25 protein-coding genes are annotated in these 25,807 nt (G+C 72.0%); 21 read left to right on the plus strand and 4 right to left on the minus strand.

Annotation, left to right across the window (positions count from 1 at the left end; all coding sequences use genetic code 11):
- Nucleotides 1–88: 88 nt before the first annotated feature.
- On the minus strand, nt 89–901 hold the full coding sequence (locus tag ACZ56E_RS16925; RefSeq protein ID WP_471214858.1) for a DUF3097 domain-containing protein: 813 nt from the start codon (nt 899–901) through the stop codon (nt 89–91).
- Nucleotides 902–936: 35 nt separating this feature from the next.
- The gene (locus ACZ56E_RS16930; RefSeq protein WP_471215642.1) at nt 937–1,671 is read right to left on the minus strand and encodes an MBL fold metallo-hydrolase; all 735 of its coding nucleotides are present in this window, start codon (nt 1,669–1,671) and stop codon (nt 937–939) included.
- A 155-nt stretch (nt 1,672–1,826) separates the two neighbouring features.
- Between ACZ56E_RS16930 and hrcA the strand changes: the two genes are divergently transcribed.
- From hrcA to ACZ56E_RS17010, 16 genes are all read left to right on the plus strand, one after another.
- Nucleotides 1,827–2,843, plus strand: coding sequence for a heat-inducible transcriptional repressor HrcA (gene hrcA, locus ACZ56E_RS16935; protein WP_362995715.1), 1,017 nt, complete (start codon nt 1,827–1,829; stop codon nt 2,841–2,843).
- Nucleotides 2,844–3,983 (plus strand): molecular chaperone DnaJ, encoded by a 1,140-nt coding sequence (gene dnaJ / locus ACZ56E_RS16940; protein WP_362995713.1) that lies wholly within the window; start codon nt 2,844–2,846, stop codon nt 3,981–3,983.
- Nucleotides 3,984–4,241: 258 nt separating this feature from the next.
- Nucleotides 4,242–5,315 carry a nitronate monooxygenase gene (locus ACZ56E_RS16945; RefSeq protein WP_468601054.1) on the plus strand — a complete coding sequence of 358 codons (1,074 nt, stop codon included), beginning with the start codon at nt 4,242–4,244 and terminating at the stop codon, nt 5,313–5,315.
- Nucleotides 5,312–6,052, plus strand: coding sequence for a 16S rRNA (uracil(1498)-N(3))-methyltransferase (locus ACZ56E_RS16950; RefSeq protein ID WP_471214861.1), 741 nt, complete (start codon nt 5,312–5,314; stop codon nt 6,050–6,052). Before ACZ56E_RS16945 ends, ACZ56E_RS16950 begins: the two co-directional genes overlap by 4 nt.
- Nucleotides 6,053–6,175: 123 nt before the next feature.
- Complete coding sequence (locus ACZ56E_RS16955) at nt 6,176–6,790, plus strand: hypothetical protein (RefSeq protein ID WP_471214863.1); 615 nt, start codon at nt 6,176–6,178, stop codon at nt 6,788–6,790.
- A 45-nt stretch (nt 6,791–6,835) separates the two neighbouring features.
- On the plus strand, nt 6,836–10,084 hold the full coding sequence (locus ACZ56E_RS16960) for a S41 family peptidase (RefSeq protein ID WP_471214864.1): 3,249 nt from the start codon (nt 6,836–6,838) through the stop codon (nt 10,082–10,084).
- Between the two features lie 88 nt (nt 10,085–10,172).
- Nucleotides 10,173–10,526, plus strand: coding sequence for a histidine triad nucleotide-binding protein (locus ACZ56E_RS16965; protein ID WP_468601046.1), 354 nt, complete (start codon nt 10,173–10,175; stop codon nt 10,524–10,526).
- Between the two features lie 15 nt (nt 10,527–10,541).
- Nucleotides 10,542–11,447, plus strand: a complete 906-nt coding sequence (locus ACZ56E_RS16970; RefSeq protein ID WP_471214865.1) for a ribonuclease Z — start codon at nt 10,542–10,544, stop codon at nt 11,445–11,447.
- 34 nt (nt 11,448–11,481) lie between these two features.
- Nucleotides 11,482–12,483: an adenosine deaminase gene (locus ACZ56E_RS16975; protein ID WP_471214866.1), complete on the plus strand. Its 1,002-nt coding sequence runs from the start codon at nt 11,482–11,484 to the stop codon at nt 12,481–12,483.
- A 171-nt stretch (nt 12,484–12,654) separates the two neighbouring features.
- Nucleotides 12,655–13,845, plus strand: coding sequence for a macrolide family glycosyltransferase (locus ACZ56E_RS16980; protein ID WP_471214867.1), 1,191 nt, complete (start codon nt 12,655–12,657; stop codon nt 13,843–13,845).
- A gap of 95 nt (nt 13,846–13,940) precedes the next feature.
- Nucleotides 13,941–15,254, plus strand: a complete 1,314-nt coding sequence (locus tag ACZ56E_RS16985) for a glucarate dehydratase family protein (protein WP_471214870.1) — start codon at nt 13,941–13,943, stop codon at nt 15,252–15,254.
- A 24-nt stretch (nt 15,255–15,278) separates the two neighbouring features.
- Entirely contained in the window at nt 15,279–16,382 is a 1,104-nt protein-coding gene (locus ACZ56E_RS16990; RefSeq protein WP_398297655.1) for a carbohydrate kinase family protein, read from the plus strand.
- Nucleotides 16,383–16,530: 148 nt separating this feature from the next.
- A complete protein-coding gene (locus tag ACZ56E_RS16995) occupies nt 16,531–17,547 on the plus strand; it encodes a PhoH family protein (protein ID WP_471214871.1) in 1,017 nt (338 codons plus the stop codon).
- Between the two features lie 12 nt (nt 17,548–17,559).
- On the plus strand, nt 17,560–18,057 hold the full coding sequence (ybeY, locus tag ACZ56E_RS17000) for an rRNA maturation RNase YbeY (protein WP_398297653.1): 498 nt from the start codon (nt 17,560–17,562) through the stop codon (nt 18,055–18,057).
- 4 nt (nt 18,058–18,061) lie between these two features.
- On the plus strand, nt 18,062–19,375 hold the full coding sequence (locus ACZ56E_RS17005; RefSeq protein WP_471214872.1) for a hemolysin family protein: 1,314 nt from the start codon (nt 18,062–18,064) through the stop codon (nt 19,373–19,375).
- On the plus strand, nt 19,372–19,728 hold the full coding sequence (locus tag ACZ56E_RS17010; RefSeq protein ID WP_471214875.1) for an MmcQ/YjbR family DNA-binding protein: 357 nt from the start codon (nt 19,372–19,374) through the stop codon (nt 19,726–19,728). The genes ACZ56E_RS17005 and ACZ56E_RS17010 overlap by 4 nt, the downstream gene beginning before the upstream one ends.
- 207 nt (nt 19,729–19,935) lie before the next feature.
- Here the strand turns inward: ACZ56E_RS17010 and ACZ56E_RS17015 are convergent, their stop codons facing one another.
- Nucleotides 19,936–20,067, minus strand: a complete 132-nt coding sequence (locus ACZ56E_RS17015; RefSeq protein WP_468601030.1) for a hypothetical protein — start codon at nt 20,065–20,067, stop codon at nt 19,936–19,938.
- A 463-nt stretch (nt 20,068–20,530) separates the two neighbouring features.
- Between ACZ56E_RS17015 and ACZ56E_RS17020 the strand changes: the two genes are divergently transcribed.
- Together ACZ56E_RS17020 and ACZ56E_RS17025 are read left to right on the plus strand one after the other, a co-directional pair.
- Nucleotides 20,531–21,481 (plus strand): helix-turn-helix domain-containing protein, encoded by a 951-nt coding sequence (locus ACZ56E_RS17020; RefSeq protein ID WP_468601028.1) that lies wholly within the window; start codon nt 20,531–20,533, stop codon nt 21,479–21,481.
- 149 nt (nt 21,482–21,630) lie between these two features.
- Nucleotides 21,631–21,873: a DUF397 domain-containing protein gene (locus tag ACZ56E_RS17025; protein ID WP_471214878.1), complete on the plus strand. Its 243-nt coding sequence runs from the start codon at nt 21,631–21,633 to the stop codon at nt 21,871–21,873.
- A 31-nt stretch (nt 21,874–21,904) separates the two neighbouring features.
- Here the strand turns inward: ACZ56E_RS17025 and ACZ56E_RS17030 are convergent, their stop codons facing one another.
- Nucleotides 21,905–23,347, minus strand: coding sequence for an MFS transporter (locus tag ACZ56E_RS17030; RefSeq protein ID WP_471214879.1), 1,443 nt, complete (start codon nt 23,345–23,347; stop codon nt 21,905–21,907).
- Nucleotides 23,348–23,438: 91 nt separating this feature from the next.
- Between ACZ56E_RS17030 and ACZ56E_RS17035 the strand changes: the two genes are divergently transcribed.
- From ACZ56E_RS17035 to era, 3 genes are all read left to right on the plus strand, one after another.
- On the plus strand, nt 23,439–24,344 hold the full coding sequence (locus ACZ56E_RS17035) for a helix-turn-helix transcriptional regulator (RefSeq protein WP_471214880.1): 906 nt from the start codon (nt 23,439–23,441) through the stop codon (nt 24,342–24,344).
- Between the two features lie 62 nt (nt 24,345–24,406).
- Nucleotides 24,407–24,760, plus strand: a complete 354-nt coding sequence (locus tag ACZ56E_RS17040; protein ID WP_471214882.1) for a cytidine deaminase — start codon at nt 24,407–24,409, stop codon at nt 24,758–24,760.
- Nucleotides 24,761–24,843: 83 nt separating this feature from the next.
- Nucleotides 24,844–25,806, plus strand: a complete 963-nt coding sequence (era, locus tag ACZ56E_RS17045) for a GTPase Era (protein WP_468601018.1) — start codon at nt 24,844–24,846, stop codon at nt 25,804–25,806.
- Nucleotide 25,807 lies beyond the last annotated feature (1 nt).

The following is a 25,807-nucleotide window of genomic DNA, read 5'->3' on the forward strand; positions in this document are numbered from 1 at the left end:
TGACCCGCCGCCTCACCGGCGAAAGCACCCTGAACTGGCGCGGAACCTAACCCGGGATCAAACACACCTCACAGGGCGAAACACTCAGTCAGGGCAGGGTGACGAAGTCGATCAGCTCTTCCACCCGGCCCAGGAGCGGCGGCTCCAGGTCCTTGTAGGAGTGGACCGAGTTCAGGATGCGCTGCCAGGCCGCGCCGGTGTTCTCCGGCCAGCCCAGGGATCTGCACACGCCCGTCTTCCAGTCCTGGCCCCGTGGCACGCGGGGCCAGCCGGGGATGCCGACGGAGGCGGGCTTCACCGCCTCCCACACGTCGATGTACGGGTGGCCGACCACCAGGGCGTGGGCGCTCGTGACCTCCGCCGCGATGCGGGACTCCTTGGAGCCGGGGACCAGGTGGTCGACGAGGATGCCGAGGCGGGCGTCGGGGCCGGGGGCGAACTCGGCGACGATCGCGGGGAGGTCGTCGATGCCTTCCAGATACTCGACCACGACGCCCTCGATGCGGAGGTCGTCGCCCCAGACGCGTTCGACGAGCTCGGCGTCGTGCCGGCCCTCTACGTAGATACGTCCCGCCCGGGCGACCCTGGCCCGCGCCCCGGGGACGGCCACCGAACCGGAGGCGGTGCGCGAGGGACGTACGGGAGCCTGCGTGGGCCGGACCAGGGTGACCGGGCGGCCGTCCAGGAGGAAGCCGCCGGGCTCCATCGGGAACACGCGGTGCTTGCCGAAGCGGTCCTCCAGCGTCACCGTCGGGCCCTGCGCCGTCTTCTCGCAGCGGATCACCGCCCCGCAGAAACCGGTGCTCAGCTCCTCGACCACGAGGCCGGCGTCCGCCGCCGCCTCCGGTACGGGCTTCGGCTTCTTCCAAGGGGGCGTGAGGTCGGCGGAGTACTGGCGCATTCCGGTGACGATAGGAAGAGCGGAAGGCGTTGCGGTCACGACACGCCGAAGCGGGCTGCCAGTGTGGCGCGTTGCGCGCGGACAAATGCCGCATTCACCGTCGCGCCGTGTCCGGGGACATACAGCGCGTCCTCGCCGCCCAGGTCGATGAGGCGGTCCAGCGCCGCCGGCCACCGCTTCGGCACCGCGTCCTCGCCCGCCTGCGGTTCGCCCGACTCCTCGACGAGGTCGCCGCAGAAGACGATCTCCGGTCCGCCGTCGGTGCCGGGGACGAGGACCGCCAGGTCGTGGCCCGAGTGGCCGGGCCCGATGTTCGCGAGCAGCACCTGGAGGCCGCCCAGGTCGAGCGTCCACTCCCCGCACACCAGATGGTGCGGGTGCACCAGGAGGTCGGCCGCCTCCGCCGCCGCGTCCGCGTCGAGTCCGTGGCGTACCGCGTCCTCGCGCAGGTCCTCGCGGCCCTTGGTGAAGACCGTCTCGATGCCCACCGCCCCGTACACCTCCACGCCCGCGAAGGCGGCCGCGCCGAGGACGTGGTCGAAGTGCGGGTGGGTCAGCGCGAGATGGGTGACCCTGCGGCCGCCGCCGAGGAGCTGCCGGGCCTGTGTCCGCAGGGCCGCGCCCTCCGCGAGGCTCGACCCGGCCTCGATCATGAGGGCCGCGTCGTCCCCGACGACCAGCCCGGCGGTGCAGTCCCAGTGGGGCAGGCGGCGCCGCCCCACGCGCGGTGCGAGCCGCTCCCAGCCCGCCGCTTCCCATGCCGGCGTCACGTTCATACGGTGACGCTATCCGCACGCGCGGTGTTCGGCAGCCGGTGTCTTGCCGGGGCCGTACCCGACGGCCGTACACTGACCCTTTGAAAGGCTGGCACTCGCCCGCGGTGAGTGCCAGGCGGGGCTCACGGAGACAGCTGGAGGTGTGCGCGATGCTCAATGAACGCAGGCTCGAAGTGCTGCGCGCCATCGTCCATGACTATGTGGGGACGGAGGAGCCCGTCGGCTCGAAGGCGCTCACCGAGCGGCACCGTCTGGGGGTCTCCCCGGCCACCGTCCGCAACGACATGGCGGCGCTGGAGGAGGAAGGGTTCATCGCCCAGCCCCACACCAGCGCGGGGCGCATCCCGACGGACAAGGGGTACCGCCTCTTCGTCGACAAGCTCGCCGGCGTCAAGCCGATGACCGCGCCCGAGCGCCGCGCCATCCAGAATTTCCTGGACGGCGCCGTGGATCTCGACGACGTCGTGGGGCGCACGGTCCGGCTGCTCGCGCAGCTGACCCGGCAGGTCGCCGTCGTGCAGTACCCGTCGCTCACCAGGTCGACGGTGCGCCATGTGGAACTTCTCTCGCTCGCCCCGGCCCGGCTGATGCTCGTACTGATCACCGACACGGGACGGGTCGAGCAGCGCATGATCGACTGCCCGGCGCCGTTCGGCGAGAGTGCGCTCGCGGACCTGCGGGCCAGGCTGAACAGCAGGGTCGCGGGGCGGCGTTTCGCGGATGTGCCACAGTTGGTGCAGGACCTGCCCGAGGCCTTCGAGACCGAGGACCGCGGCACGGTCGCGACCGTCCTCTCCACCCTCCTCGAAACACTCGTGGAGGAGACCGAAGAACGGCTGATGATCGGCGGCACCGCCAATCTCACCCGCTTCGGACATGACTTTCCCCTCACCATCCGGCCCGTTCTCGAAGCCCTTGAGGAGCAGGTCGTGCTCCTCAAGTTGCTTGGTGAGGTGCAGGATTCGGGCATGGCCGTACGGATCGGTCACGAGAACGCCCATGAGGGGCTCAGCTCCACGTCCGTGGTCTCGGTCGGCTACGGTTCGGGAAGCGAGGCAGTCGCCAAACTCGGCGTGGTCGGACCGACCCGCATGGACTATCCGGGAACGATGGGAGCAGTACGCGCAGTGGCACGTTACGTCGGACAGATCCTGGCGGAGTCGTAAGTGGCCACGGACTACTACGCCGTACTCGGCGTGCGCCGCGACGCTTCCCAGGACGAGATCAAGAAGGCCTTCCGGAGGCTGGCGCGTGAGCTTCACCCGGATGTGAATCCGGATCCGAAGACTCAGGAGCGCTTCAAGGAGATCAACGCCGCGTACGAGGTGTTGTCGGACCCGCAGAAGAAGCAGGTCTACGACCTCGGCGGCGACCCCCTGTCCCAGGCGGGCGGCGGCGGAGGCGCGGGCGGCTTCGGCGCCGGTGGCTTCGGCAACTTCTCCGACATCATGGACGCGTTCTTCGGGACGGCGTCGCAGCGCGGGCCGCGCTCGCGCACGCGTCGCGGCCAGGACGCCATGATCCGTCTGGAGATCGACCTCGAAGAGGCCGCCTTCGGGACCACCAAGGACATCCAGGTCGACACGGCCGTGGTCTGTACGACCTGCAGCGGTGAGGGTGCCGCGCCGGGGACGTCCGCCCAGACCTGTGACATGTGCCGCGGTCGCGGCGAGGTGTCGCAGGTCACGCGGTCCTTCCTCGGGCAGGTCATGACGTCGCGGCCGTGCCCGCAGTGTCAGGGCTTCGGCACCGTCGTGCCGACGCCGTGCCCCGAGTGCGCGGGCGACGGGCGCATCCGCTCGCGGCGGACCCTGACGGTCAAGATCCCGGCCGGTGTCGACAACGGCACGCGGATCCAGCTCGCGGGCGAGGGCGAGGTCGGCCCCGGCGGCGGCCCCGCCGGCGACCTCTACGTCGAGATCCACGAGTTGCCGCACGCCGTCTTCCAGCGGCGCGGCGACGATCTGCACTGCACGGTGACGATCCCGATGACCGCGGCGTCCCTCGGCACGAAGGTGCCGCTGGAGACGCTGGACGGCCTCGAGGAGATCGACATCCGGCCCGGCACGCAGTCCGGACAGTCGGTACCGCTGCACGGGCGCGGCATCACGCACCTGCGCGGCGGCGGTCGCGGCGACCTCATCGTGCACGTCGAGGTCCTCACGCCGACGAAGCTCGACCCCGAGCAGGAGCGGTTGCTGCGTGAGCTGGCGCAGCTGCGCGGTGAGGAACGGCCCACGGGGCAGTTCCAGCCGGGGCAGCAGGGGTTGTTCTCCCGCCTCAAGGACGCGTTCAACGGGCGGTAGTGCCTTGAGCGGTGGCCTTGTCGGTCAGCTGCGGGGCGGTGGGGGCTGGCCGCGCAGTTCCCCGCGCCCCTGAAAACAACCCCGTCCCGCGCCCCTTGAAGGGGCCCGGGACGGGCCTTCAAGGGGCGCGGGGAACTGCGCGAGCACCCCGGGACGGCCCGCAGCCGCCAACGGCGCTCGTGGGGCAGACGAGGCGCCGCACACCCGGCACGGGGCACGCGATTCGGCGCCGCCGAAGGACCGTGGCACGATGCGTGCATGTCCTCCGCACTGACCGCTCTCTGCCGCCATCCGATCGTGCAGGCCCCCATGGCGGGCGGCGCCTCAGGGCCGCAGCTCGCCGCGGCCGTCGCCGAGGCCGGCGGGCTCGGGTTCCTCGCCGCCGGGTACAAGACGGCCGACGGGATGTACCAGGAGATCAAACAGTTGCGGGGGCTGACCTCGCAACCCTTCGGCGTGAATCTCTTCATGCCGCAGCCCGACACCGCGGACCCCGCGGCCGTCGAGGTCTACCGCAGCCAGCTCGCCGGCGAGGCCACCTGGTACGAGACGGAGCTCGGCGACCCGGACAGCGGGCGTGACGACGGGTACGACGCCAAGCTCGCGATCCTCCTCGACGACCCGGTGCCGGTCGTCTCCTTCACCTTCGGGTGCCCCACCCGCGACGTCCTCGACGCGTTCGCGCGCGTCGGCACCCTGACCGTCGTCACCGTCACCACGCCGGAGGAGGCCCAGACCGCGCAGTGGGCCGGCGCCGACGCCGTGTGCGTACAGGGCATCGAGGCGGGCGGACACCAGGGCACGCACAAGGACAACCCCGAGGCCGACGGCTCCGGGATCGGGCTGCTCTCCCTCATCACCCAGGTCCGCGAGACCGCGCAGATCCCGATCGTCGCGGCCGGCGGACTGATGCGGGGCGCGCAGATCGCGGCGGTGCTCGCGGCGGGCGCGGACGCGGCGCAGCTCGGCACGGCGTTCCTCGTCACCCCCGAGTCGGGCGCCAACGCCCTGCACAAGCAGGCCATGACCAACCCGCTGTATGTGCGGACCGAGCTGACCCGGGCGTTCTCCGGGCGCCCCGCGCGCGGCCTCGTCAACCGCTTCATGCGCGAGCACGGGCCGTACGCGCCCGCCGCCTACCCCCAGGTCCACCACCTCACGAGCGGGCTGCGCAAGGCCGCGGCGAAGGCCGGTGACGCGCAGGCCATGGCGCTCTGGGCCGGACAGGGCCACCGGCTCGCCCGGGAGCTGCCCGCCGGACAGCTCGTGGAGGTACTCGCCGCCGAACTGGCCGACGCCAAGGCCTCGTTGACGGCGGAGGGTGCCGCGTGACCGCCCCCGTCTTCGTCGTCGACGACTTCACCGCGGGCGCCGACGGACGGTACGTCCTGGACGGCCCGGAGGGGCGGCACGCTGTCTCCGTGAAGCGGCTGCACGCCGGTGAGGACGTCGTCCTGACCGACGGCGCCGGACGGTGGGCGCAGTGCGTGGTCCTCGACACCGAGGGCAAGGACCGGCTCGTCGTGAAGATGGAATCCGTGGCCGAGGAGCCCGAGGAGTCGCCCCGCATCACCGTCGTGCAGGCGCTGCCCAAGGGCGACCGCGGCGAGCTCGCCGTGGAGACCATGACGGAGACCGGCGTCGACGCCGTCGTGCCGTGGACCGCGTCCCGCTGCATCACCCAGTGGAAGGGCGACCGCGGTCTCAAGGCGCTCGCCAAGTGGCGGGCCACCGCACGCGAGGCGGGCAAGCAGTCGCGCCGGGTCCGCTTCCCCGAGATCGCCGACGCCGCGTCGACCAAGCAGGTCGCGGCCCTCCTCGCGGGCGCCGACCTCGCGGCCGTCCTGCACGAGGAGGGCAGCGCACCGCTGGCCACGGCGGAGCTCCCGACGGCCGGGCACATCGTGCTGGTGGTCGGCCCCGAAGGAGGCGTGTCCCCGGACGAGCTGGCGGCGTTCGCCGAGGCGGGCGCGCAGCCGTACCGCCTCGGGCGCAGCGTGCTGCGCACCTCGACCGCGGGGACCGCGGCGACGGCGCTGCTGTTGGGGCGTACGGGGCGCTGGTCCTGACCGCACTTCGCGTAAAGCGGCCGGGGTTGGGTCGTTTCCGGTCGACGTGACGCCCGGCCGCGAGGGGACGGATGGCCGCAAGGGGCCTACCGCACCGGCGTGTGCGGTGGCACTCTGCCGCCCATGGGGGCGTTGAGACGGTTACGCGGCCGGGTGCCGGGCAAGCGGCGTCCGACGATCCTGTACGCCGTCGGGCTGGCCGGCGCCGCCGCGCTCGGCGTCACCGCGTGCGATCCCGTGGACGGCGAGATGAACACCTCGGCGGTCGCGCTCACCACCGACGAGATGGCCACGAAGGAGCTGGAGCGGCAGAAGGCCGACGTGGCGTGGCTCAGCTGTACCGCCAGTTTCGACGACAGGGTCACCCCGCGCGGCAGGTCCGCGTCGGCGGACGCGGTGGTCGACGTGGACTGCCAGGGCGAGACCGACGACGGCAAGGACATCAGCGTCAAGGGCACGGTGCGCTCCGTCGCCGACGGCCGCTGCGTACGCGGCGATCTCACCGCCAAGGTCGACGGCAAGCAGTGGTTCCGCGTCGACGTGCTGGGCAACTGCGGCGCGGACGACGGCAATGGCGACGGTGACGGTGGTGACGATCAGCCCTCCGATCCGCCCGACTCCCACCGGCCGCCGCCCTCCCACGACCCGCCCGACCCCGCACCCACCACCACCGTCACCGTGACGGTCACCCCCGACCCGCCGCCCCACCCGACCTGCAACTGCGTCCCCGGCAAGTGATCCGCCCTCTGTCGGCCCGCCGATACGCTGCCTAGGCTGGTCCGCGTGACAGAGGCAGCGCACTCCGCGTATCTCCGGTTCCCGCACATCCACGGTGAGTTGGTCACCTTCACGGCAGAGGACGACGTCTGGGTCGCACCCCTCGACGGAGGCCGTGCCTGGCGGGTCAGCGCCGACAACGTGCCCGTGAACCACCCCAGGATCTCCCCGGACGGCACGACCGTCGCCTGGACCTCCCGCCGCGACGGGGCCCCAGAGGTGCACATCGCGCCCCTGGAGGGCGGGCCTTCCAAGCGCCTTACATACTGGGGGAGTTGGCAGACCGCCGTGTGCGGCTGGACGCCCGACGGGCAGGTCCTCGCCGTCAGCGCGGCGGGCCAGGCCTCCCTGCGGCGCAGCTGGGCACGGGCCGTGCCGCTCGACGGCGGACCCGCGGCCACCCTGCCGTACGGCATCGTCGGAGATGTCGCGCACGGCCCCGACGGGCAGGTCCTGCTGCTCTCCGCCCCGATGGGCCGCGAGGCCGCCCGGTGGAAGCGGTACCGGGGCGGCACCGCGGGCAAGCTGTGGATACGGCGGCCCGCCGGGGGCGACGAGGACGGCGGCGGCGAGGGGCCTCTGGAGCCCTTCGTGCGCGTCCACGAAGAACTCGACGGGAACATCGAGTACCCGCTCTGGGTCGGCGACCGCATCGCCTTCCTCTCCGACCACGAAGGCGTCGGCGCCCTCTACTCCTCACTGCCCGACGGCACCGACCTGCGCCGCCACACCCCCGTCGAGGACGGCTCCTACGCACGGCACGCCGCCACCGACGGCACCCGCGTCGTCCACATGTCCGCCGGTGAACTGTGGCTCCTCGACGACCTGGTGGACGCCGAGCCGCGCCGCATCGGCCTCCGCCTCGGCGGGCAGCGCACCGACCTGCAGCCGCACCCCGTCTCCGCCGCCCGCTGGTTCGGGGCCGCCGCGCCCGACCACACCGGGCGCGGCAGCGCCGTCTCCGTGCGCGGCTCGGTGCACTGGGTCACGCACCGCGAGGGCCCCGCCCGCGCGCTCGCCGCCGAGCCGGGGGTGCGCGCCCGGCTGCCCCGCACCTTCCGTGTCCAGGGCGAGGAACACGTCGTATGGGTGACCGACGCGGAGGGCGACGAGGCCCTCGAATTCGCGCCGGCCACCGGCCCCGCGCCCGGCACCACCCCGCGCAGGCTCGCCGCGGGACAGCTCGGCCGGGTCCTCGGGCTCGCCGTGGCGCCGGACGGCTCCCGCGCCGCCGTCGCCTCGCACGACGGCCGGGTGCTGCTCGTCGAGCGGGAGAGCGGCGAGGTCCGCGAGGTCGACCGGAGCGCCGACGGCGAGGTCACCGGGCTCGTCTTCTCGCCCGACTCCGCCTGGCTCGCCTGGTCGCATCCGGGACCGAGCCCGCTGCGCCAGCTGAAGCTCGCCAACACCGCGGACCTGTCGGTCGCCGAGGCGACCCCGCTGCGCTTCCGCGACTACGCGCCCGCGTTCACCCTCGACGGCAAGCACCTCGCGTTCCTGTCCGCCCGCGCCTTCGACCCGGTCTACGACGAACACGTCTTCGACCTCGCCTTCGTCGGCGGCTCCCGGCCGCACCTGCTCACCCTCGCCGCGACCACCCCGTCCCCCTTCGGCCCGCAGCGGCACGGCAGACCCTTCGACGCGCAGGACACCGGCTCCGAGACGCCCGACAGCGAGGGCGCCCCCGTCACCCGCATCGACTTCGACGGCCTCGCCGACCGCATCGTGCCGTTCCCCGTCGAGGCCGCCCGCTACACCACGCTGCGGGCCGCCAAGGACGGGCTGCTCTGGCTGCGCCACCCGGTGCGCGGCGTGCTCGGCGCCTCCCGCGCCACCCCGCACGACCCCGACCCCAAGACGGAGCTGGAGCGGTACGACCTCGCACAGCACCGCGTGGAGGGACTCGCCGCGGACGCCGACCACTTCGCCGTCACCGGTGACGGCAAGCGGGTCCTGCTGTGGACCGACGGCAAGCTGAAGGTGGTGCCCAGCGACCGGCGCGCCTCCGGCGACGAGGACAGCGACTCGAACATCACCGTCGACCTCTCCCGGGTCCGGTACACCGTCGACCCGGCCGCCGAGTGGCGTCAGATGTACGCGGAGGCGGGCCGCCTCATGCGCGACAACTTCTGGCGGCCCGACATGGGCGGCGTCGACTGGGACGCCGTACTGGACCGCTACCGTCCCGTCCTCGACCGCGTCGCCACCCACGACGACCTCGTCGACCTGCTGTGGGAGGTGCACGGCGAGCTCGGCACCTCGCACGCGTACGTGGCCTCCGGCGGCGGGGGCGGCGCGCACCGGCAGGGGCTCCTCGGCGCGGACCTCTCGCGTGGCGAGGACGGGCTGTGGCGCATCGACCGGATCCTGCCCTCGGAGACCTCCGACCCGGCCGCCCGGTCCCCGCTCGCCGCGCCCGGCGTCGCCGCCCGCCCCGGCGACGCGGTCATCGAGGTCAACGGCCGGCCCGTCGACCCGGTCGCGGGCCCCGGGCCGCTGCTCGTGGGCACCGCGGGCAAGCCGGTCGAGCTGACCGTCTCGCCGTCCGGCGGCGGCGACCCGCGGTACGCCGTGGTGATCCCCGTCGACGACGAGGAGCCGCTGCGCTACCACGCCTGGGTCGCCGACCGGCGGGCGTACGTCCACGAGCGCTCCGGCGGCCGCCTCGGCTACCTCCACGTGCCCGACATGCAGGCGCCCGGCTGGGCGCAGATCCACCGTGACCTGCGTGTCGAGGTCACCCGCGAGGGCCTGGTCGTGGACGTGCGGGAGAACCGCGGCGGGCACACCTCGCAGCTCGTCGTGGAGAAGCTGGCGCGCCGGGTCGTCGGCTGGGACCTGCCGAGGGGGGCCCGTCCGTTCAGCTATCCGATGGACGCGCCGCGCGGCCCCGTCGTCGCCGTCGCCAACGAGTTCTCCGGCTCCGACGGGGACATCGTCAATGCCGCGATCAGGGCGCTCGGCATCGGACCCGTGGTGGGCACGCGCACCTGGGGCGGCGTCGTCGGCATCGACAGCCGCTACCGCCTGGTCGACGGGACGCTGGTGACGCAGCCGAAGTACGCGTTCTGGCTGGAGGGCCACGAGTGGGGCGTCGAGAACCACGGCGTCGACCCGGACGTGGAGGTCGTCGTCACCCCCGACGACCATGTGGCGGGCCGCGACCCGCAGTTGGACGAGGCGGTCCGCATCGCGCTGGCCGCCCTGGAGGAGCACCCGGCGAAGACGCCGCCGCCCCTGCCCGGCACGGAGTGACCCGGCCGGGGCCCGGCCCCCGGCCTCCCGACGCGGCGGCCGATAGCATGCCGGACGTACTGATCTTTCCGTTTCCAGGAGGCGGCCCATGGCGGGCGAAGCGCACAGCGACTGCTTGTTCTGCAAGATCGTCACGGGCGAGGTGCCCGCGACCGTCGTCCGGGAGACCGAGACGACCGTGGCCTTCCGCGACATCAACCCGCAGGCGCCCACCCACGTCCTGGTGATCCCCAAGGCGCACTACCCGGACGCCGCGTCGCTCGCCGCCGCCGAGCCGCAGCTCGCCGCTGACGTGCTGCGCGAGGCGGGCGAGGTCGCCGCGCAGGAGAAGGCGGAGAGCTACCGCATCGTCTTCAACACCGGCGCGGGCGCGGGCCAGACCGTGTTCCACACCCACGCGCACGTCCTGGGCGGCCGCGGCCTCCAGTGGCCTCCCGGATAGCGGGGGCCGCTCTCCTTGTCCGTACGTGAACTGGTGGTGCTCGGCACCGCGAGCCAAGTCCCCACCCGGCACCGCAACCACAACGGCTACGTCCTGCTCTGGGACGGCCAGGGCATCATGTTCGACCCCGGCGAGGGCACGCAGCGGCAGATGCTGCGCGCCGGGGTCGCCGCCCACGACCTGCACCGGATCTGCGTCACGCACTTCCACGGCGACCACTCCCTGGGGCTCGCCGGGGTGATCCAGCGCATCAACCTCGACCGGGTCCCGCACCCCGTCACCGCCCACTACCCGGCGTCGGGCCAGCGCTTCTTCGACCGCCTGCGGTACGCGACGGCGTACCGCGAGACCGTGCGGCTCGCTGAGGAACCGGTCGCCGCCGACGGGCCGCTGGCCGTGACGGACGCGTACACCCTCGACGCGATCAAGCTCTCGCACCCGGTCGAGTCGTACGGCTACCGGATCACCGAGCCCGACGGGCGCCGCATGCTGCCCGCCCTGCTCGCCGAGCACGGCATCAAGGGGCCAGACGTCGGACGGCTCCAGAAGGAGGGCAGTCTCGGCGGCGTGACCCTCGACGAGGTCAGCGAGGTGCGGCGCGGGCAGCGGTTCGCCTTCGTGATGGACACCCGCCTCTGCGACGGCGTGCACGCGCTCGCCGAGGGCTGCGACATGCTCGTCATCGAGTCGACGTTCCTCGACGAGGACGAACAACTCGCCACCGACCACGGCCATCTGACGGCCGGCCAGGCCGCCCGCGTGGCCGTCGACGCGGGCGTGCGGCACCTCGTCCTCACCCACTTCAGCCAGCGCTACCCCGACCCCGCCGCCTACGAACAGCAGGCCCGCGCCGCCGGCTTCGACGGCGAACTCACCATCGCGCGTGACCTGTCACGCGTACCCCTCCCCAAACGAACCTGAACCACCACCCCCCCGAACTGAGCGAGACCGCACCATGCCGATCCCCAAGGCCGAACTCCACCTCCACATCGAAGGCACCCTCGAACCCGAGCTCGCCTTCGCCCTCGCCGCGCGCAACGGCGTCGAACTGCCCTACGCCGACACCGAAGAGCTCCGCAAGGCCTACCTCTTCGACGACCTCCAGAGCTTCCTGGACCTCTACTACAGCCTCATGGCCGTGCTGCGCACCGAGGCCGACTTCGAGGAGCTCGCGGACGCCTACCTCGCCCGCGCCGCCGCACAGGGCGTCCGGCACGCGGAGATCTTCTTCGACCCGCAGGCGCACACGGCCCGCGGCATCCCCATCGCCACCGTCGTCGAGGGCCTCGGCCGGGCCCTGGACCGCAGCGAGGAGCGGCACGGCGTCTCCACGCGGCTCATCATGTGCTTCCTGCGCGACCAGTCCGCAGACTCCGCCATGGAGACCCTGAGGGCCGCCGAGCCGCACCTCGACCGGATCATCGGCATCGGCCTCGACTCGGCCGAGGTCGGCCACCCGCCGGCCAAGTTCAAGGAGGTGTACGAGGCCGCCGCCGCGCGCGGCCTGCGGCTCGTCGCCCACGCGGGCGAGGAGGGCCCGCCCGCGTACATCACGGAGGCCCTCGACGTGCTGCGCGTCGAGCGCATCGACCACGGGCTGCGCTGCATGGAGGACCCGGAGCTCGTGGAGCGGCTGGTCCGCGACCGCGTGCCGCTCACGCTCTGCCCGCTCTCGAACGTCCGGCTGCGCGCCATCGACGTCCTGGAGGAGCACCCGCTGCCGCGGATGCTGGACGCCGGTCTGATGTGCACGGTCAACTCCGACGACCCGGCCTACTTCGGCGGGTACGTCGACGACACCTTCCACGCCGTGCGCGAGGCGCTGGGCCTCGACCAGGAGCGGCTGCGCACGCTCGCCCGGAACTCCTTCGAGGCGGCCTTCCTGGACCGCGACGCGGCGGACGAGGCGCTGCGGGCGCGGTACCTCGCCGAGGTCGAGGCTTATTCGTTCGACTGACCGCCGGTGCCGGGCTACGGTCCTCGGCATGGACTCCATCGCGCAGATCTACGGCTGACACGGCCCTCGCAGGCCCCCGCCCGCCCCTGAGGGGCCGAGGCGGCGGGCCGCCGTGTCCCCGTCCGTAGCCTCTGCCGCTTTCCGCGGCTTTCTGTACGCGAAGGAATTCCCATGTCATCCCGACGACTCTCCCGTCGCCCTGCCCACATCGCCATGATCGGCGTCCCGATGGTCAGCCACGTGCTGCCGGGTCTTGAGGTCATCCGCGAGCTGGTGGCCCGCGGCCACCGCGTGACGTACGCCAACGACCCGGCCGCCGCCGGCCTCATCGAGCCCACCGGTGCCGAGCTCGTCGCGTACGAGTCGACGCTCCCGCACCGCGACAACATCTGGCCCGAGGACCCGATCGAGGCGAGCGCGCTCTTCCTCGACGACGCGATGGCGGTCCTCCCGCAGCTCCGCGCGGCGTACGACGACGACCCCGCCGACCTGTACCTGTACGACATCGGCGCCTACGTCGCCCGTGCGCTCGCCGAGGCGCAGGGGCGGCCGCTCGTGCAGCTGTCGCCCACCTTCGTGGCGTGGGGCAGCTATCAGGAGGACGTCGGCGCGCACCTCGCGCGACTGCCGGGCGCCGACGCCCTGGAGACCCGGTTCAAGGAGTGGCTCGCCGGGTGCGGGGCCACCACGTTGGACGTGGCGGAGTTCTCCGGCGTGCCGCCGCGCGGCATCGCCACGATTCCGCGCGCCATGCAGCCCCACGCCGACACCGTCGACCCGGAGCGGATCGACTTCGTCGGGCCCTGCCTCGGCGACCGCGCCCTGCGCGAGAGCTGGACGCGGCCGGAGGGCGCGGAGAAGGTGCTGCTGGTCTCGCTCGGCTCGGCGTACACCGTGCAGCCGGAGTTCTACCGGCAGTGCGTGGCCGCGTTCGGGGACCTGCCCGGGTGGCACGTCGTCCTGCAGATCGGCAGGCACGTGGATCCCGCGGAGCTCGGCGGGGACGTGTCGGGCAACGTCGAAGTCCTCTCGTGGGCGCCGCAGTTGGCGGTCCTGGAGCAGGCCGACGCGTTCGTCACCCATGCGGGCATGGGGAGCAGTGGGGAAGGGCTCTACTGCGGGGTGCCGATGATCGCGGTGCCGCAGGGGGCCGAACAGCCGATGAATGCCGACCGGCTCGTGGAGTTGGGGGTGGCGCGGCGGGTCGACACGGCCGACGCGACGGCGGCCGTGCTGCGGAGGGCACTGCTGGACCTGACCTCCGACCCTGAAGTCGAGCGCCGGTGCGCGGAGTTGCGGGAGCAGGTCCGCGCCGAGGGCGGTGCCGCGCGGGCCGCCGATCTGATCGAGGCGGAGCTCTAGCGCTCCGCTGTCGGGGCGGAACGAATCTGCGGGTCCGTCGTGGCCGGTCGCTGCCCCATTGACGCTCGCTGTTCGCGTACCTAGTCTCCGTTCTCATGTATGGACAACGCTCCGACAGTCTCGTCATCACGGACGTCCGTCTCACCCCCGTCCTCGTCGCCGATCCGCCGCTCCTCAATACGCAGGGCGTGCACCAGCCCTACACGCCCCGGCTCATCATCGAGGTGGTCACCGCCGGTGGGGTGACGGGGATCGGGGAGACGTACGGTGACGCGAAATACCTGGAGATCGCGCGGCCGCTCGCCCGGCGGCTGGTCGGTCACGCGGTCTCCGAGTCGAACCGGCTGTTCACACTCGCGGACGAGACGGCCGTCGACGCCGCCCGCGTCGACGACTCCGTGGACGTCGGCGGCCTGCGCGGCGTGCAGACCGCCGACAAGCTGCGGCTCTCCGTCGTCTCCGGGTTCGAGGTGGCCTGTCTGGACGCCCTCGGCAAGGCGCTCGGGCTGCCCGTGCACGCGCTGCTCGGCGGCAAGGTGCGCGACACCGTGGAGTACAGCGCGTACCTGTTCTACAAGTGGGCCGAGCACCCTGCGGGGATCGCGAGCGAGCAGGACGAGGGGTGGGGCGCCGCGCTCGACCCGGCCGGGATCGTCGCCCAGGCCCGGCTCTTCGCCGAGCGGTACGGCTTCTCGTCCTTCAAGCTCAAGGGCGGCGTCTTCCCGCCGGACGAGGAGGCCGCCGCGATCCGTGCCCTGGCCGACGCGTTCCCCGGCCGCCCGCTCCGGCTCGACCCCAACGGCGCCTGGTCCGTGGCGACTTCGCTGAAGGTGGCGGACGAGCTCGGTGACGTACTGGAGTATCTGGAGGACCCCGCGCTCGGCACGCCCGCGATGGCGGAGGTCGCCGCGGGCACGCCGGTGCCGCTCGCCACGAACATGTGCGTGACGACCTTCGAGGAGATACCGGAGGCCTTCGCGAAGAAGGCCGTGCGGGTGGTGCTCTCCGACCACCACTACTGGGGCGGGCTGCGGCGCACCCGCGAGCTGGCCGCCGTCTGCCGGACCTTCGGCGTGAGCGTGTCCATGCACTCCAACACGCACCTGGGCATCAGCCTCGCCGCGATGACGCACGTGGCGGCCACCGTGCCCGGACTCGACCACGCCTGCGACACGCACTACCCCTGGCAGGCCGAGGACGTCCTCACCTCGCGGCTGCGGTTCACCGACGGGAGCATCGCCGTCACCGACACCCCCGGCCTCGGCGTCGAGCTCGACAGGGACCGGCTCGCCGCCCTGCACGCGCGCTGGCTGGACGACGGCTTCCGCGCGCTGCGGGAGCGGGACGACGCGGCGGCGATGCGGGTGGCCGACCCGGCGTGGACGACCCCGGCCGTGCCGCGCTGGTAGCCCTCCGTCCGTTACGTTGCCTGCATGGTCGTACCCGAACAGCCCACCGTCGACCCGCTGAAGGCGGCCCGCAGAGCCGGGGATCCGGACTGCGACGTCTACCTCACCGGCACGGTCTTCCTCGACATCATCTTCACCGGGCTCGACTCCGCGCCCGTGCGCGGGACCGAGTCCTGGGCACGCGGCATGGGGTCGAGCCCCGGCGGCGTCGCCAACATGGCGACCGCGCTCGCCCGGCTCGGGCTGCACACGTCGCTCGCCGCGGCCTTCGGGGACGACCACTACGGGGAGTACTGCTGGGACGCCCTCGAACAGGGCGAGGGCATCGACCTGACCCCGTCGCGGACCGTGCCGGGCTGGCACTCGCCGGTGACGGTCTCCATGGCGTACGAGGGCGAGCGGACCATGGTCAGCCACGGCCACGAGCCGCCGCCGGACGCCGACGCGCCGGACGGGGGCGCCCCCTCCTGCCCGCCACGCGCGCGTGCCGCCGTCGCCTCGCTGACGCCCGGCGTCCACGCCCCCTGGATCGAGCGGGCCGCGCGGAGCGGCACCCGCATCTTCGCCGACGTCGGCTGGGACGACACCGGCCGGTGGGACCTGGCCGCGCTGCCCGACCTGGAGCACTGCGAGGCGTTCCTGCCGAACGCGGAGGAGGCGATGCGGTACACACGCACGTCGTGCCCCCGCGCCGCGGCCCGGGCGCTGACCAAGCACGTGCCGCTCGCCGTGGTGACGCTGGGCGCGGAGGGCGCCTACGCCGTGGACGGGCGGACCGGCGAGACCGCGGAGGTCCCTGCCATCGAGGTCGAGGCGCTCGACCCCACCGGCGCGGGGGACGTCTTCGTCGCGGGATTCGTCACCGGGACGCTCGCGGAGTGGCCCCTCGCGGACCGGCTCGCCTTCGCGGGTCTCACGGCGGCGCTCTCGGTGCAGGAGTTCGGCGGGTCCCTGTCGGCGCCCGGCTGGGCGGAGGTCGGCGCCTGGTGGCGCCGGGTGCGGGAGCTGGACGGCCAGGACCCGGTCGCGCTGCGGCGGTACGCGTTCCTGGAGACGCTGCTGCCCGCGGCGAGCCGCCCGTGGCCCCTGCGGCGTGCCGTCCCGACGATCGGCTTCCGCTCCGCGTGACGGGCCCGGCGCGGGGAGACGTGTGGGACGGACGGGGGAAAAGGCCTACGGCCTCGGGCGTGGCGCGTCGTACTCTTGGCAGTGCAAGGCTGTCGAGCGGCCACCGAGCCCCGCATGAGGAGGATGAGCAGGCCTTCAGAGCCGGCCCATGACTCAGACACCCATCACTCACACCGACGCCCAGGGCCAGTCCCGAGCGCACTTCACCGTCCCGGCGAACCATCCGATGGTGACGGTCCTCGGCTCCGGCGACGCCCTGCTGCGGGTGATCGAGAAGGCCTTCCCGGCGGCCGACATCCACGTCCGGGGCAACGAGATCAGCGCCGTGGGCGCGGCCCGCGAAGTCGCCCTCATCCAGCGCCTGTTCGACCAGATGATGCTGGTGCTCCGCACCGGTCAGCCGATGACGGAGGACGCAGTGGAACGCTCGATCGCCATGCTGAGGGCGGACGAGAACGGCGACGGCGCGGAGGAGACCCCCGCCGAGGTCCTCACCCAGAACATCCTCTCGTCCCGCGGCCGCACCATCCGCCCCAAGACGCTGAACCAGAAGCGGTACGTCGACGCGATCGACAAGCACACCATCGTCTTCGGGATCGGCCCCGCCGGCACGGGCAAGACCTACCTCGCCATGGCCAAGGCCGTGCAGGCCCTCCAGTCCAAGCAGGTCAACCGCATCATCCTGACCCGCCCGGCGGTCGAGGCGGGCGAGCGCCTCGGCTTCCTGCCGGGCACGCTGTACGAGAAGATCGACCCGTACCTCCGCCCGCTCTACGACGCCCTGCACGACATGCTCGACCCCGACTCGATCCCGCGCCTGATGGCCGCGGGCACGATCGAGGTCGCGCCGCTGGCGTACATGCGCGGCCGCACCCTGAACGACGCGTTCATCATCCTCGACGAGGCGCAGAACACCAGCGCCGAGCAGATGAAGATGTTCCTCACCCGCCTCGGCTTCGACTCGAAGATCGTCATCACCGGTGACATCACCCAGGTCGACCTGCCGGGCGGCACCAAGAGCGGTCTGCGCGAGGTGCAGCGGATCCTCGACGGCGTGGAGGACATCCACTTCTCGCGGCTCACCTCCCACGACGTCGTACGGCACAAGCTCGTCGGCCGTATCGTCGACGCGTACGAGCAGCACGACAGCCGCGACGGGAAGTAGACGAGCACCACCATGTCGATCGACGTCAACAACGAATCCGGAACCGAGGTCGACGAGCAGGCGATCCTCGACATCGCCCGCTACGCCCTCGCGCGGATGCGCATCCACCCGCTCTCCGAGCTCTCGGTGATCGTCGTGGACGCCGACGCCATGGAGCAGCTGCACATCCAGTGGATGGACCTGCCGGGGCCGACGGACGTCATGTCCTTCCCCATGGACGAGCTGCGGCCGCCCATGAAGGACGACGGCGAGCTCCCGCAGGGCCTCCTCGGCGACATCGTGCTCTGCCCCGAGGTCGCCACGCAGCAGGGCAAGGACGCCCCGACGCAGCACTCCATGGACGAGGAGCTCCAGCTCCTCACCGTCCACGGCGTGCTGCACCTGCTCGGGTACGACCACGAGGAGCCCGACGAGAAGGCCGAGATGTTCGGTCTGCAGGCCGCGATCGTCGACGGCTGGCGTGCCGAGAAGGGCCTCACCGGCCCGTCTCCGGCGCCCACCGTCTCGTAGCGCCATGAGTCCTCAGCTGATCGTCGGCGCGGTCGCCCTCGTCGTCGTGGCCTGGCTCGCGGCGTGCGCGGAGGCGGGCATCGCCCGGGTCTCCAGTTTCCGTGCGGACGAGGCGGTCCGCTCGGGGCGGCGCGGCAGCGCGAAGCTCGCGCAGGTCGCCGCCGACCCGACCCGCTATCTCAACGTGGCGCTGCTCGTGCGGGTGGCCTGCGAGATGGCCGCCGCGGCCCTGGTGACGTACGCGTGTCTGCGGGAGTTCGACGAGACCTGGCAGGCCCTCGCGGTCGCCATCGGCGTGATGGTCCTCGTCAGCTATGTGGCGGTGGGCGTATCGCCGCGCACCATCGGCCGCCAGCACCCGCTGAACACGGCGACCGCTTCGGCGTACGTCCTGCTGCCGCTGGCCCGCGTCATGGGCCCCATCCCGCCGCTCCTCATCCTGATCGGCAACGCCCTCACGCCCGGCAAGGGCTTCCGGCGCGGCCCGTTCGCCTCCGAGGCCGAACTGCGCGCCATGGTGGACCTCGCCGAGAAGGAGTCCCTCATCGAGGACGAGGAGCGCCGCATGGTGCACTCCGTCTTCGAGCTGGGCGACACCCTGGTGCGCGAGGTCATGGTGCCCCGCACCGACCTGGTCGCCATCGAGCGGTTCAAGACGATCCGCCAGGCCCTCACCCTCGCGCTGCGCTCCGGCTTCTCGCGCATACCCGTGACGGGGGAGAGCGAGGACGACGTCGTCGGCATGGTGTACCTGAAGGACCTGGCGCGGAAGACGCACATCAACCGCGACAGCGAGTCCGACCTGGTGTCGACGGCGATGCGCCCGGCCACCTTCGTCCCCGACACGAAGAACGCGGGCGATCTGCTGCGCGAGATGCAGCAGGAGCGCAACCACGTGGCCGTGGTCATCGACGAGTACGGCGGGACGGCCGGCATCGTCACCATCGAGGACATCCTCGAGGAGATCGTCGGCGAGATCACCGACGAGTACGACCGTGAGCTGCCCCCGGTGGAAGAGCTGGCGGACGGCTGCTACCGCGTGACGGCGCGGCTCGACATCGGTGACCTGGGGGAGCTGTTCGGCCTCGACGAGTTCGACGACGAGGACGTCGAGACGGTCGGCGGTCTGCTCGCCAAGCGTCTGGGCCGCGTGCCGATCGCGGGGGCGTCGGCGGTGGTGCCGCTGCCGGACGGGCGGGGTCTCAAGCTCACCGCGGAGTCCGCGGCCGGCCGCCGGAACCGGATCATGACGGTGCTTGTGGAGCCCGCCGATGCCGATGCCGGGGGTGGCGCGGTGAGGGCGGAGGAGTCCGGGTGACGCCCGAGGACCTGCGCGCCTTCTGTCTTTCCTTCAACGGAGCGGTGGAGGACTTCCCGTTCAATCCGGAGACGTCGGTCTTCAAGGTGTCCGGGAAGATGTTCGCGCTCACGGCGCTCGACGGGCGTCCGCTCACCGTCAACCTCAAGTGTGAGCCGGACATCGCCGTCCGGCTGCGGGCCGAGCACCCGGAGATCGTGCCGGGCTGGCACATGAACAAGCGCCACTGGAACACGGTGACGGTCGAAGGGGGACTCACCGACCGGCAGGTCAGGGAGCTCGTCGAAGACTCGTACGACTTGGTGGTGGCGGGTCTGCCCCGGGCGGAGCGACTGCGGCTCGACCGCCCCTGAGGGGCGTACGCGGCGCGGGGCGCTCTGCGCAGAGTGTCCCAACAGCCCCTCGCCATCGGGGTGGTGGGGCAGGCAGAATGGAGTGAAGGGCGGATCCGAAACGCTCCCACTCCGGGCTGCCGGCCAAGGGAACTCGGAGTGGAAACGTCAGTGCGATGGCGTCCGCCGTTCTGGCCTCGGCCCTCTCGGGTCGGGGCCGGCTCTGTTTCACACGTGGGGCAGTACCCACTTCTCCAGGCACTCGCCGAGTACGAGGAGAAGACTGGCCCACGGAGCCGCGTGTGCGGCCCAGTCGGTCCACGTGCGGGTGGCGCGACGCCCGTCCGGCTTCTCAGCCATGGGGCTTTCTCTCCTTCCTGGTCCCACTGTCAGTCGTGGATACCGCGGCGCCCCACGAACGGGTGGCAGCAGGAAGAGGGAATCGGATCATCGACGAACCAGCGAACCGGGTGGCCGGCGACACTCGTCGGAGTGAAGTCCCCGCCGGTCTTCTTGACGATCAACCTCCTTCCCCTGTCGGTCAGTTGAAGCAAGCTACCCCTCCGCACCAGCGTAGCCTGGACATCGCCACGTGGGTAGTGCCATACGGCACCTCGCTGAGGGAAGGGTCCGGTTCCAGAGCTCGCTGAATGCGATATAGCTTTCCGGGAGCTGTCGACCGGACAGCCCTGTGCGGTTGCCGCTGCCGGAAACCTCAGGTCTCCTGACAGTGGCGTGAACTGTCGTCCCGGAAGGTCTCGATGAGTAAGCTGCTAGTCTGCTATGTTGCACCTCGCACGGTCCGGTTGGGGGTGGAGCCATCATGAACGTGCCAAGTGCGGCACTTCAGCGGCTGCGGCTGCGCACCGAGCTCCGAAAGGCGCGGACTTCCGCGCAGCTGACGCAGCGTCAGGTCGCGTCCAAAATGGAGTGGAGCCCCTCCAAGCTGATCCGCATCGAGGCCGGTGAAGTCGGCATCTCTGTCAACGACTTGCGGCCCCTGCTGGATACGTACGGGATCCGCGACCGCCGCAAGATCGAGGAGCTGCTCGACCTCGCCAGAGGCAGTCGGCGCATGCCCTTCAGCGAATATCGCGATCTCTATACCAAAGAGTTCCTGCAGTTCCTCGCCCTGGAGTCCTCGGCGTCGATCATCCGGCACTACGGCGCGCTGCTGATGCCCGGCTCGCTGCAGACCGAGGAGTACGCGCGCGCCATCATGCTCTCGTACGAGAAGGACATCCCCGAGGAACGCCTGGAGCGAAGCGTCGAAGTGCGCCTCACGCGCCAGGAGTTGCTGACCTCGGGAGGCCGGGAGGTCTTCTACATCCTCGACGAGGCGGTCGTGCGCCGGCACGTCGGCGGGCGAGGAGTGATGCGCGCCCAGCTGGAGCGGCTCGCCGAACTGGCCGAGCGGCCGGGCGTCACCATCCAGATCCTGCCGTTCAGCGTCGGCGCCCACGCGGGTATCCAAGGCCCCTTCAGCCACTTCGAGTTCGGGGTGGACGAGATGCCGGACTCGCTCTATCTGGAGAACCCGCGCGGCGATTCGTACGTCACCGACGCCCCGGAGGAGACCGGCCGCTACCTGGAGCGGTTCTGGGAGCTCGAGGACCTCGCCCTCAAGGACGACATGCCCGCCCTGCTGCGCGCCCTCGCCGTCAGGGTGGGCGAGGGCAGGGACGACCTGGAGACTCTGATCCGGGATGCCGTGCCGCAGGAGGCGCCCCAGGAGGCGCAGGAAGAGGCTCCGGAGGGGGTGCCGCAGGCCTAACTCCCCCTGGATCACGCTACCTTGGCGAGAAACGGCTCGTTCATATTTGTGTGACGCCCCGTTACTCTGGAAGAGGTGCTGCGTGTCCCTGCACCAGCCGCGCGGGGGAAGCGACGGCTGGCCTTCCGCACCCGGGGTGGAGGAGAAGCGTGGGCGGCTCATGGACGTGGCGCAAGAGCAGTGCGAGCGACAGCAGCTCAGGCACTTGCCTGGAGATCGCCTGGACCGGTGACGCGGTGCTCGTCCGCGACTCCGTCCGCCCGCGCGGGCCGGTGCTCGCCTTCCGCCCCCAGGCCTGGACGGCATTCGCCGACCGGGTGGCGGGGCCGGCGGGGCCGCCACCCGGCACCCACCGAGGGCCCCGGAACGACGAGAGGACGGCCCGCCTCTGAGAGAGGCCGGGCCGTTCCCCGAACACGGCGGTCAGGCGCGGACGCCACCGCGGCGCAGGCCGACGGCGACCGCGGCCGCCGTCACCAGCACCACCGCCGCGTCGATCGCCAGCACCGTCCGCGTGCCCGCAAGCAAGTCCGTGTGCGTCGTCGCGAGGACGCCCAGGAGCGGGATGCCGATGGTGATGCCGACCTGCTGGGTGGAAGTGACCAGGCCCGTCGCCAGGCCCTGCTCCTCGTCGGGGACGCCCGACGTGACCGTCAGGCCGTACGAGATGATCGCGCCCAGGTGGCACATGCTCGCCAGCGACACCGCGGCCGTCGCGAGCCAGACCGACCAGCCGCTCTCGCCGATGCCGAGCAGCGCCGCGCCCAGCACACCCTGACCGGCCAGCGAGCCGACGAGGGTGCGGCGGGCGCCGAAGCGGCCGATGACCTTCGGCGCGTACACACCGGCGACCACCGAGAGGACGCCCTGCACGCCGAAGACGAGCCCGGTCTCGAAGGCGGAGAGGCGCAGGACCTCCTGGAGGTACAGCGTCAGCACGAAGACGACCGTCGACATCATCGAGAACGTGACCAGGCCGCCCACATTGCCCCACGCCACCGTGCGCCGGCGCAGCATCGGCAGCGAGACGAGCGGGGACGCGGCGCGCGACTCGACGTAGCCGAACGCCGCGAGCAGGGCGACGCCCGCCACCAGGGCGACGATGACGTCCGTGCCGCCGAAGCCGCGCTCGGCCGCCGTGGAGAGTGCGTAGATCAGGGAGAGCAGTCCGCCGGTGACCGTCACGGCGCCCGGGATGTCCAGGCGGGGGCGGTCCGGAGTGCGGGATTCCGGCAGCAGTCCGGGGGCCAGCGGCAGCACGATCAGCGCGAAGAGCGTCAGCAGACCCATCGTGGAGCGCCAGCCGAGCGTGTCGGTCAGTACGCCGCCGAGCACCATGCCGACCGTGAAGCCGAGCGAGAGGAGCGTGCCGGAGATGCCGAGCGCCCGGTCGCGCTGCGGCCCCTCGGGGAACGTCGTCGTCAGGAGCGACATGCCGGTCGGCACGATCGCCGCCGCGCCGATCCCCTGCAGCGCACGCGCCGTCAGGAACGAAGGCGGGTCCCACGCGAACGTGGCGAGCAGCGAGGCGAGGCCGAAGAGCGCGAGGCCCGCGAGAAACAGCTTGCGGCGCCCGAAGAGGTCACCGGTCCTGCCGAAGAGGAGCAGGAACCCTCCCGAGGGCAGCGCGAAGGCGGTCACCGCCCACTGCAGCGCGGAGTGGCTCATGCCGAGGTCGGCGCCGAGCACCGGCAGCGCCACGTTCAGTACGGAGAAGTCGAGCGCGACCATGAACTGTGCGGCGCAGAGCACGAAGAGGACGAGCTTGTCGCGGGCGGAGAGTCTGGGTCCTGGCTCGGGGTTCCGCGGCCGCGGCGCGGGCGGCGCGGCCTGGGGGGACGGGGCAGTGGTGGTGTCGATCGCCATGGTCAAGAGCTTGCGTCGGCCGGAATAGACGTGGGGAGCGGGAACTTATGCTGGTGGTCGGAACACCAGTCAGGGCTTGGGGGAGCGCCACATGGCAACACCGTCGGTCGCGGCGTCGGACACGGACGCGTCGAAGGCGCGTCGCCTCGGGGAGCTGCGGGAGTTCCTGATGAGCCGCCGCGCGCGGATCAGCCCGGCGGAGGCCGGACTCCCGGACGGCGGGGCCCGGCGGCGCACGCCGGGGCTGCGCCGCGAGGAGGTCGCCGTGCTCGCCGGGGTCGGGGCTTCCTGGTACCAGTGGCTTGAGCAGGGCCGCGACATCTCCGTGTCGCCACAGGTCCTGGACTCCGTGGCGCGCGTGCTGAAGCTGAGCGGCGCCGAGCGGCGGCATCTGTACGTGCTTGCCGGGCTCAACCCGCCGCGGCCCGAGGTGGCCAGGGACGACGCGGAGATGTGCGAGGGGCTGCATCGGCTCATCGACACGTGGATGCCGCAGCCGGCGCACATCATGGACGCGTACTGGAACTGCGTCATGTACAACGACGCGGCCGCGGCGGTGCTCGGCATGCGCTCGGAGACCTCCGAGAACTGTCTCCTCACCTTCTTCACCGACCCCATCTACCGTGCACGCACGAAGAGTTGGGAGCGGAATGCGCCGGGACTCGTGGCGATGTACCGGGCCGCGTGCTCGGAGCACCCCGACGACGACGGCTTCGCCGCGGTGATCGCCGAGGCGCAGTCGGTGAGCCCCGAGTTCGCGGAGCTGTGGGAGCGGCGGGACATCCTGCCCGGCGGGCAGGTCACCAAGGAGATCCAGCATCCGGTGGTGGGCACGCTGTTCCTGGAGTCGACACAGCTGAAGGTGCCGGCCAGGCCCGACCTCACCATCGTGCTGCACACGCCGCTGCCGCACGCCGAGGTGGACACGGCGGGCAAGCTGGCGTGGCTCGGCTCGCCCGAGGGGCGCCGGGGCTCGATCTATCCCGTGGCGATGTGACCAGGTCTGCGAGCGGCCCATCCGGTGGCGGTGCGGCGGTGTCTGCTCCGTATGCTCGGGGCATGACTGAGAGCGCCGCGCTTGGCCCCGAGGACCGCAAGATCGTCACCCTGGCCCGTTCCGCCCGGGCCCGCAACGGCGTGCCCGAGGGGGCGGCCGTGCGGGACGAGACCGGTCGTACGTACGTCGCCGGGACGGTGGCTCTCGACTCGCTCCAGCTGTCCGCGCTGCGGACGGCGGTCGCGATGGCCGTGGCGTCCGGCGCGGAGTCCCTCGAGGCGGCGGCGGTCGTCTCCGGGGCGGAGAAGGTTTCCGACGAGGATCTGGCCGCGGTGCGGGACCTGGGTGGGGCCGGTACGCCGGTGTTCCTGGCCGGGGCGGACGGCGAGGTCCGGGCGCGGGTCGAGGCGGGCTGAGCTCTCCTCTCCAGCCTCCGGGCGGGTCCCGGCTTCCCCCCTTCGGGCCGGGCGGTGCGGCGGGGCTCCGGGGATCAGGGACAATGGGCGCCATGAGCGTTCGTACCCCGTCATCAGCCGAGCCGTCCGAGGCCGTCCACCGCGCCGGCTTCGCCTGCTTCGTCGGCCGCCCCAACGCGGGCAAGTCCACCCTCACGAACGCTCTGGTCGGCAAGAAGGTCGCGATCACCGCGAACCAGCCGCAGACCACGCGGCACACGGTCCGCGGCATCGTGCACCGGCCGGACGCCCAGATGATCCTGGTCGACACCCCCGGGCTCCACAAGCCGCGCACGCTGCTCGGCGAGCGGCTGAACGACGTGGTGCGGACCACGTGGGCCGAGGTCGACGTGATCGGCTTCTGCCTGCCCGCGAACGAGAAGCTCGGCCCCGGTGACCGGTTCATCGCCAAGGAACTCGCGTCCATCAAGAAGACGCCGAAGATCGCGATCGTCACCAAGACCGACCTGGTCGACAGCAAGACGCTCGCCGAGCAGCTCATCGCCATCGACCAGCTCGGTACGGAGCTGGGCTTCGAGTGGGCCGAGATCGTGCCGGTGTCGGCCGTCGGCGACCAGCAGGTCGGCCTGCTCGCCGATCTGATCGTGCCGCTGCTGCCGGAGGGCCCCCCGCTCTACCCCGAGGGCGACCTCACCGACGAGCCCGAGCAGGTCATGGTCGCCGAGCTGATCCGCGAGGCGGCGCTGGAGGGCGTGCGGGACGAGCTGCCGCACTCCATCGCCGTGGTGGTGGAGGAGATGCTGCCGCGCGAGGACCGCCCCGCCGACAAGCCGCTCCTCGACATCCACGCGTTCGTCTACATCGAGCGGCCCAGCCAGAAGGGCATCATCATCGGCCCGAAGGGCAAGCGGCTGAAGGACGTCGGCATCAAGTCCCGCAAGCAGATCGAGGCGCTCCTCGGCACGCCCGTCTTCCTCGACCTGCATGTGAAGGTCGCGAAGGACTGGCAGCGGGACCCCCGCCAGCTCCGCAAGCTCGGGTTCTAGG

The organism is Streptomyces sp. NPDC039480, assembly GCF_055597165.1.

What these genes read in the sequence shown, in the direction of transcription:
- ACZ56E_RS16925 (WP_471214858.1), bottom strand. Translation starts at nt 901, where the DNA reads ATGCGCCAGTACTCCGCCGACCTCACGCCCCCTTGGAAGAAGCCGAAG.
- hrcA (WP_362995715.1), top strand. Translation starts at nt 1,827, where the DNA reads ATGCTCAATGAACGCAGGCTCGAAGTGCTGCGCGCCATCGTCCATGAC.
- ACZ56E_RS16945 (WP_468601054.1), top strand. Translation starts at nt 4,242, where the DNA reads ATGTCCTCCGCACTGACCGCTCTCTGCCGCCATCCGATCGTGCAGGCC.
- ACZ56E_RS16955 (WP_471214863.1), top strand. Translation starts at nt 6,176, where the DNA reads ATGGGGGCGTTGAGACGGTTACGCGGCCGGGTGCCGGGCAAGCGGCGT.
- ACZ56E_RS16965 (WP_468601046.1), top strand. Translation starts at nt 10,173, where the DNA reads ATGGCGGGCGAAGCGCACAGCGACTGCTTGTTCTGCAAGATCGTCACG.
- ACZ56E_RS16975 (WP_471214866.1), top strand. Translation starts at nt 11,482, where the DNA reads ATGCCGATCCCCAAGGCCGAACTCCACCTCCACATCGAAGGCACCCTC.
- ACZ56E_RS16980 (WP_471214867.1), top strand. Translation starts at nt 12,655, where the DNA reads ATGTCATCCCGACGACTCTCCCGTCGCCCTGCCCACATCGCCATGATC.
- ACZ56E_RS16985 (WP_471214870.1), top strand. Translation starts at nt 13,941, where the DNA reads ATGTATGGACAACGCTCCGACAGTCTCGTCATCACGGACGTCCGTCTC.
- ACZ56E_RS16990 (WP_398297655.1), top strand. Translation starts at nt 15,279, where the DNA reads ATGGTCGTACCCGAACAGCCCACCGTCGACCCGCTGAAGGCGGCCCGC.
- ACZ56E_RS16995 (WP_471214871.1), top strand. Translation starts at nt 16,531, where the DNA reads ATGACTCAGACACCCATCACTCACACCGACGCCCAGGGCCAGTCCCGA.
- ybeY (WP_398297653.1), top strand. Translation starts at nt 17,560, where the DNA reads ATGTCGATCGACGTCAACAACGAATCCGGAACCGAGGTCGACGAGCAG.
- ACZ56E_RS17005 (WP_471214872.1), top strand. Translation starts at nt 18,062, where the DNA reads ATGAGTCCTCAGCTGATCGTCGGCGCGGTCGCCCTCGTCGTCGTGGCC.
- ACZ56E_RS17015 (WP_468601030.1), bottom strand. Translation starts at nt 20,067, where the DNA reads ATGGCTGAGAAGCCGGACGGGCGTCGCGCCACCCGCACGTGGACCGAC.
- ACZ56E_RS17020 (WP_468601028.1), top strand. Translation starts at nt 20,531, where the DNA reads ATGAACGTGCCAAGTGCGGCACTTCAGCGGCTGCGGCTGCGCACCGAG.
- ACZ56E_RS17030 (WP_471214879.1), bottom strand. Translation starts at nt 23,347, where the DNA reads ATGGCGATCGACACCACCACTGCCCCGTCCCCCCAGGCCGCGCCGCCC.
- ACZ56E_RS17035 (WP_471214880.1), top strand. Translation starts at nt 23,439, where the DNA reads ATGGCAACACCGTCGGTCGCGGCGTCGGACACGGACGCGTCGAAGGCG.
- ACZ56E_RS17040 (WP_471214882.1), top strand. Translation starts at nt 24,407, where the DNA reads ATGACTGAGAGCGCCGCGCTTGGCCCCGAGGACCGCAAGATCGTCACC.
- era (WP_468601018.1), top strand. Translation starts at nt 24,844, where the DNA reads ATGGGCGCCATGAGCGTTCGTACCCCGTCATCAGCCGAGCCGTCCGAG.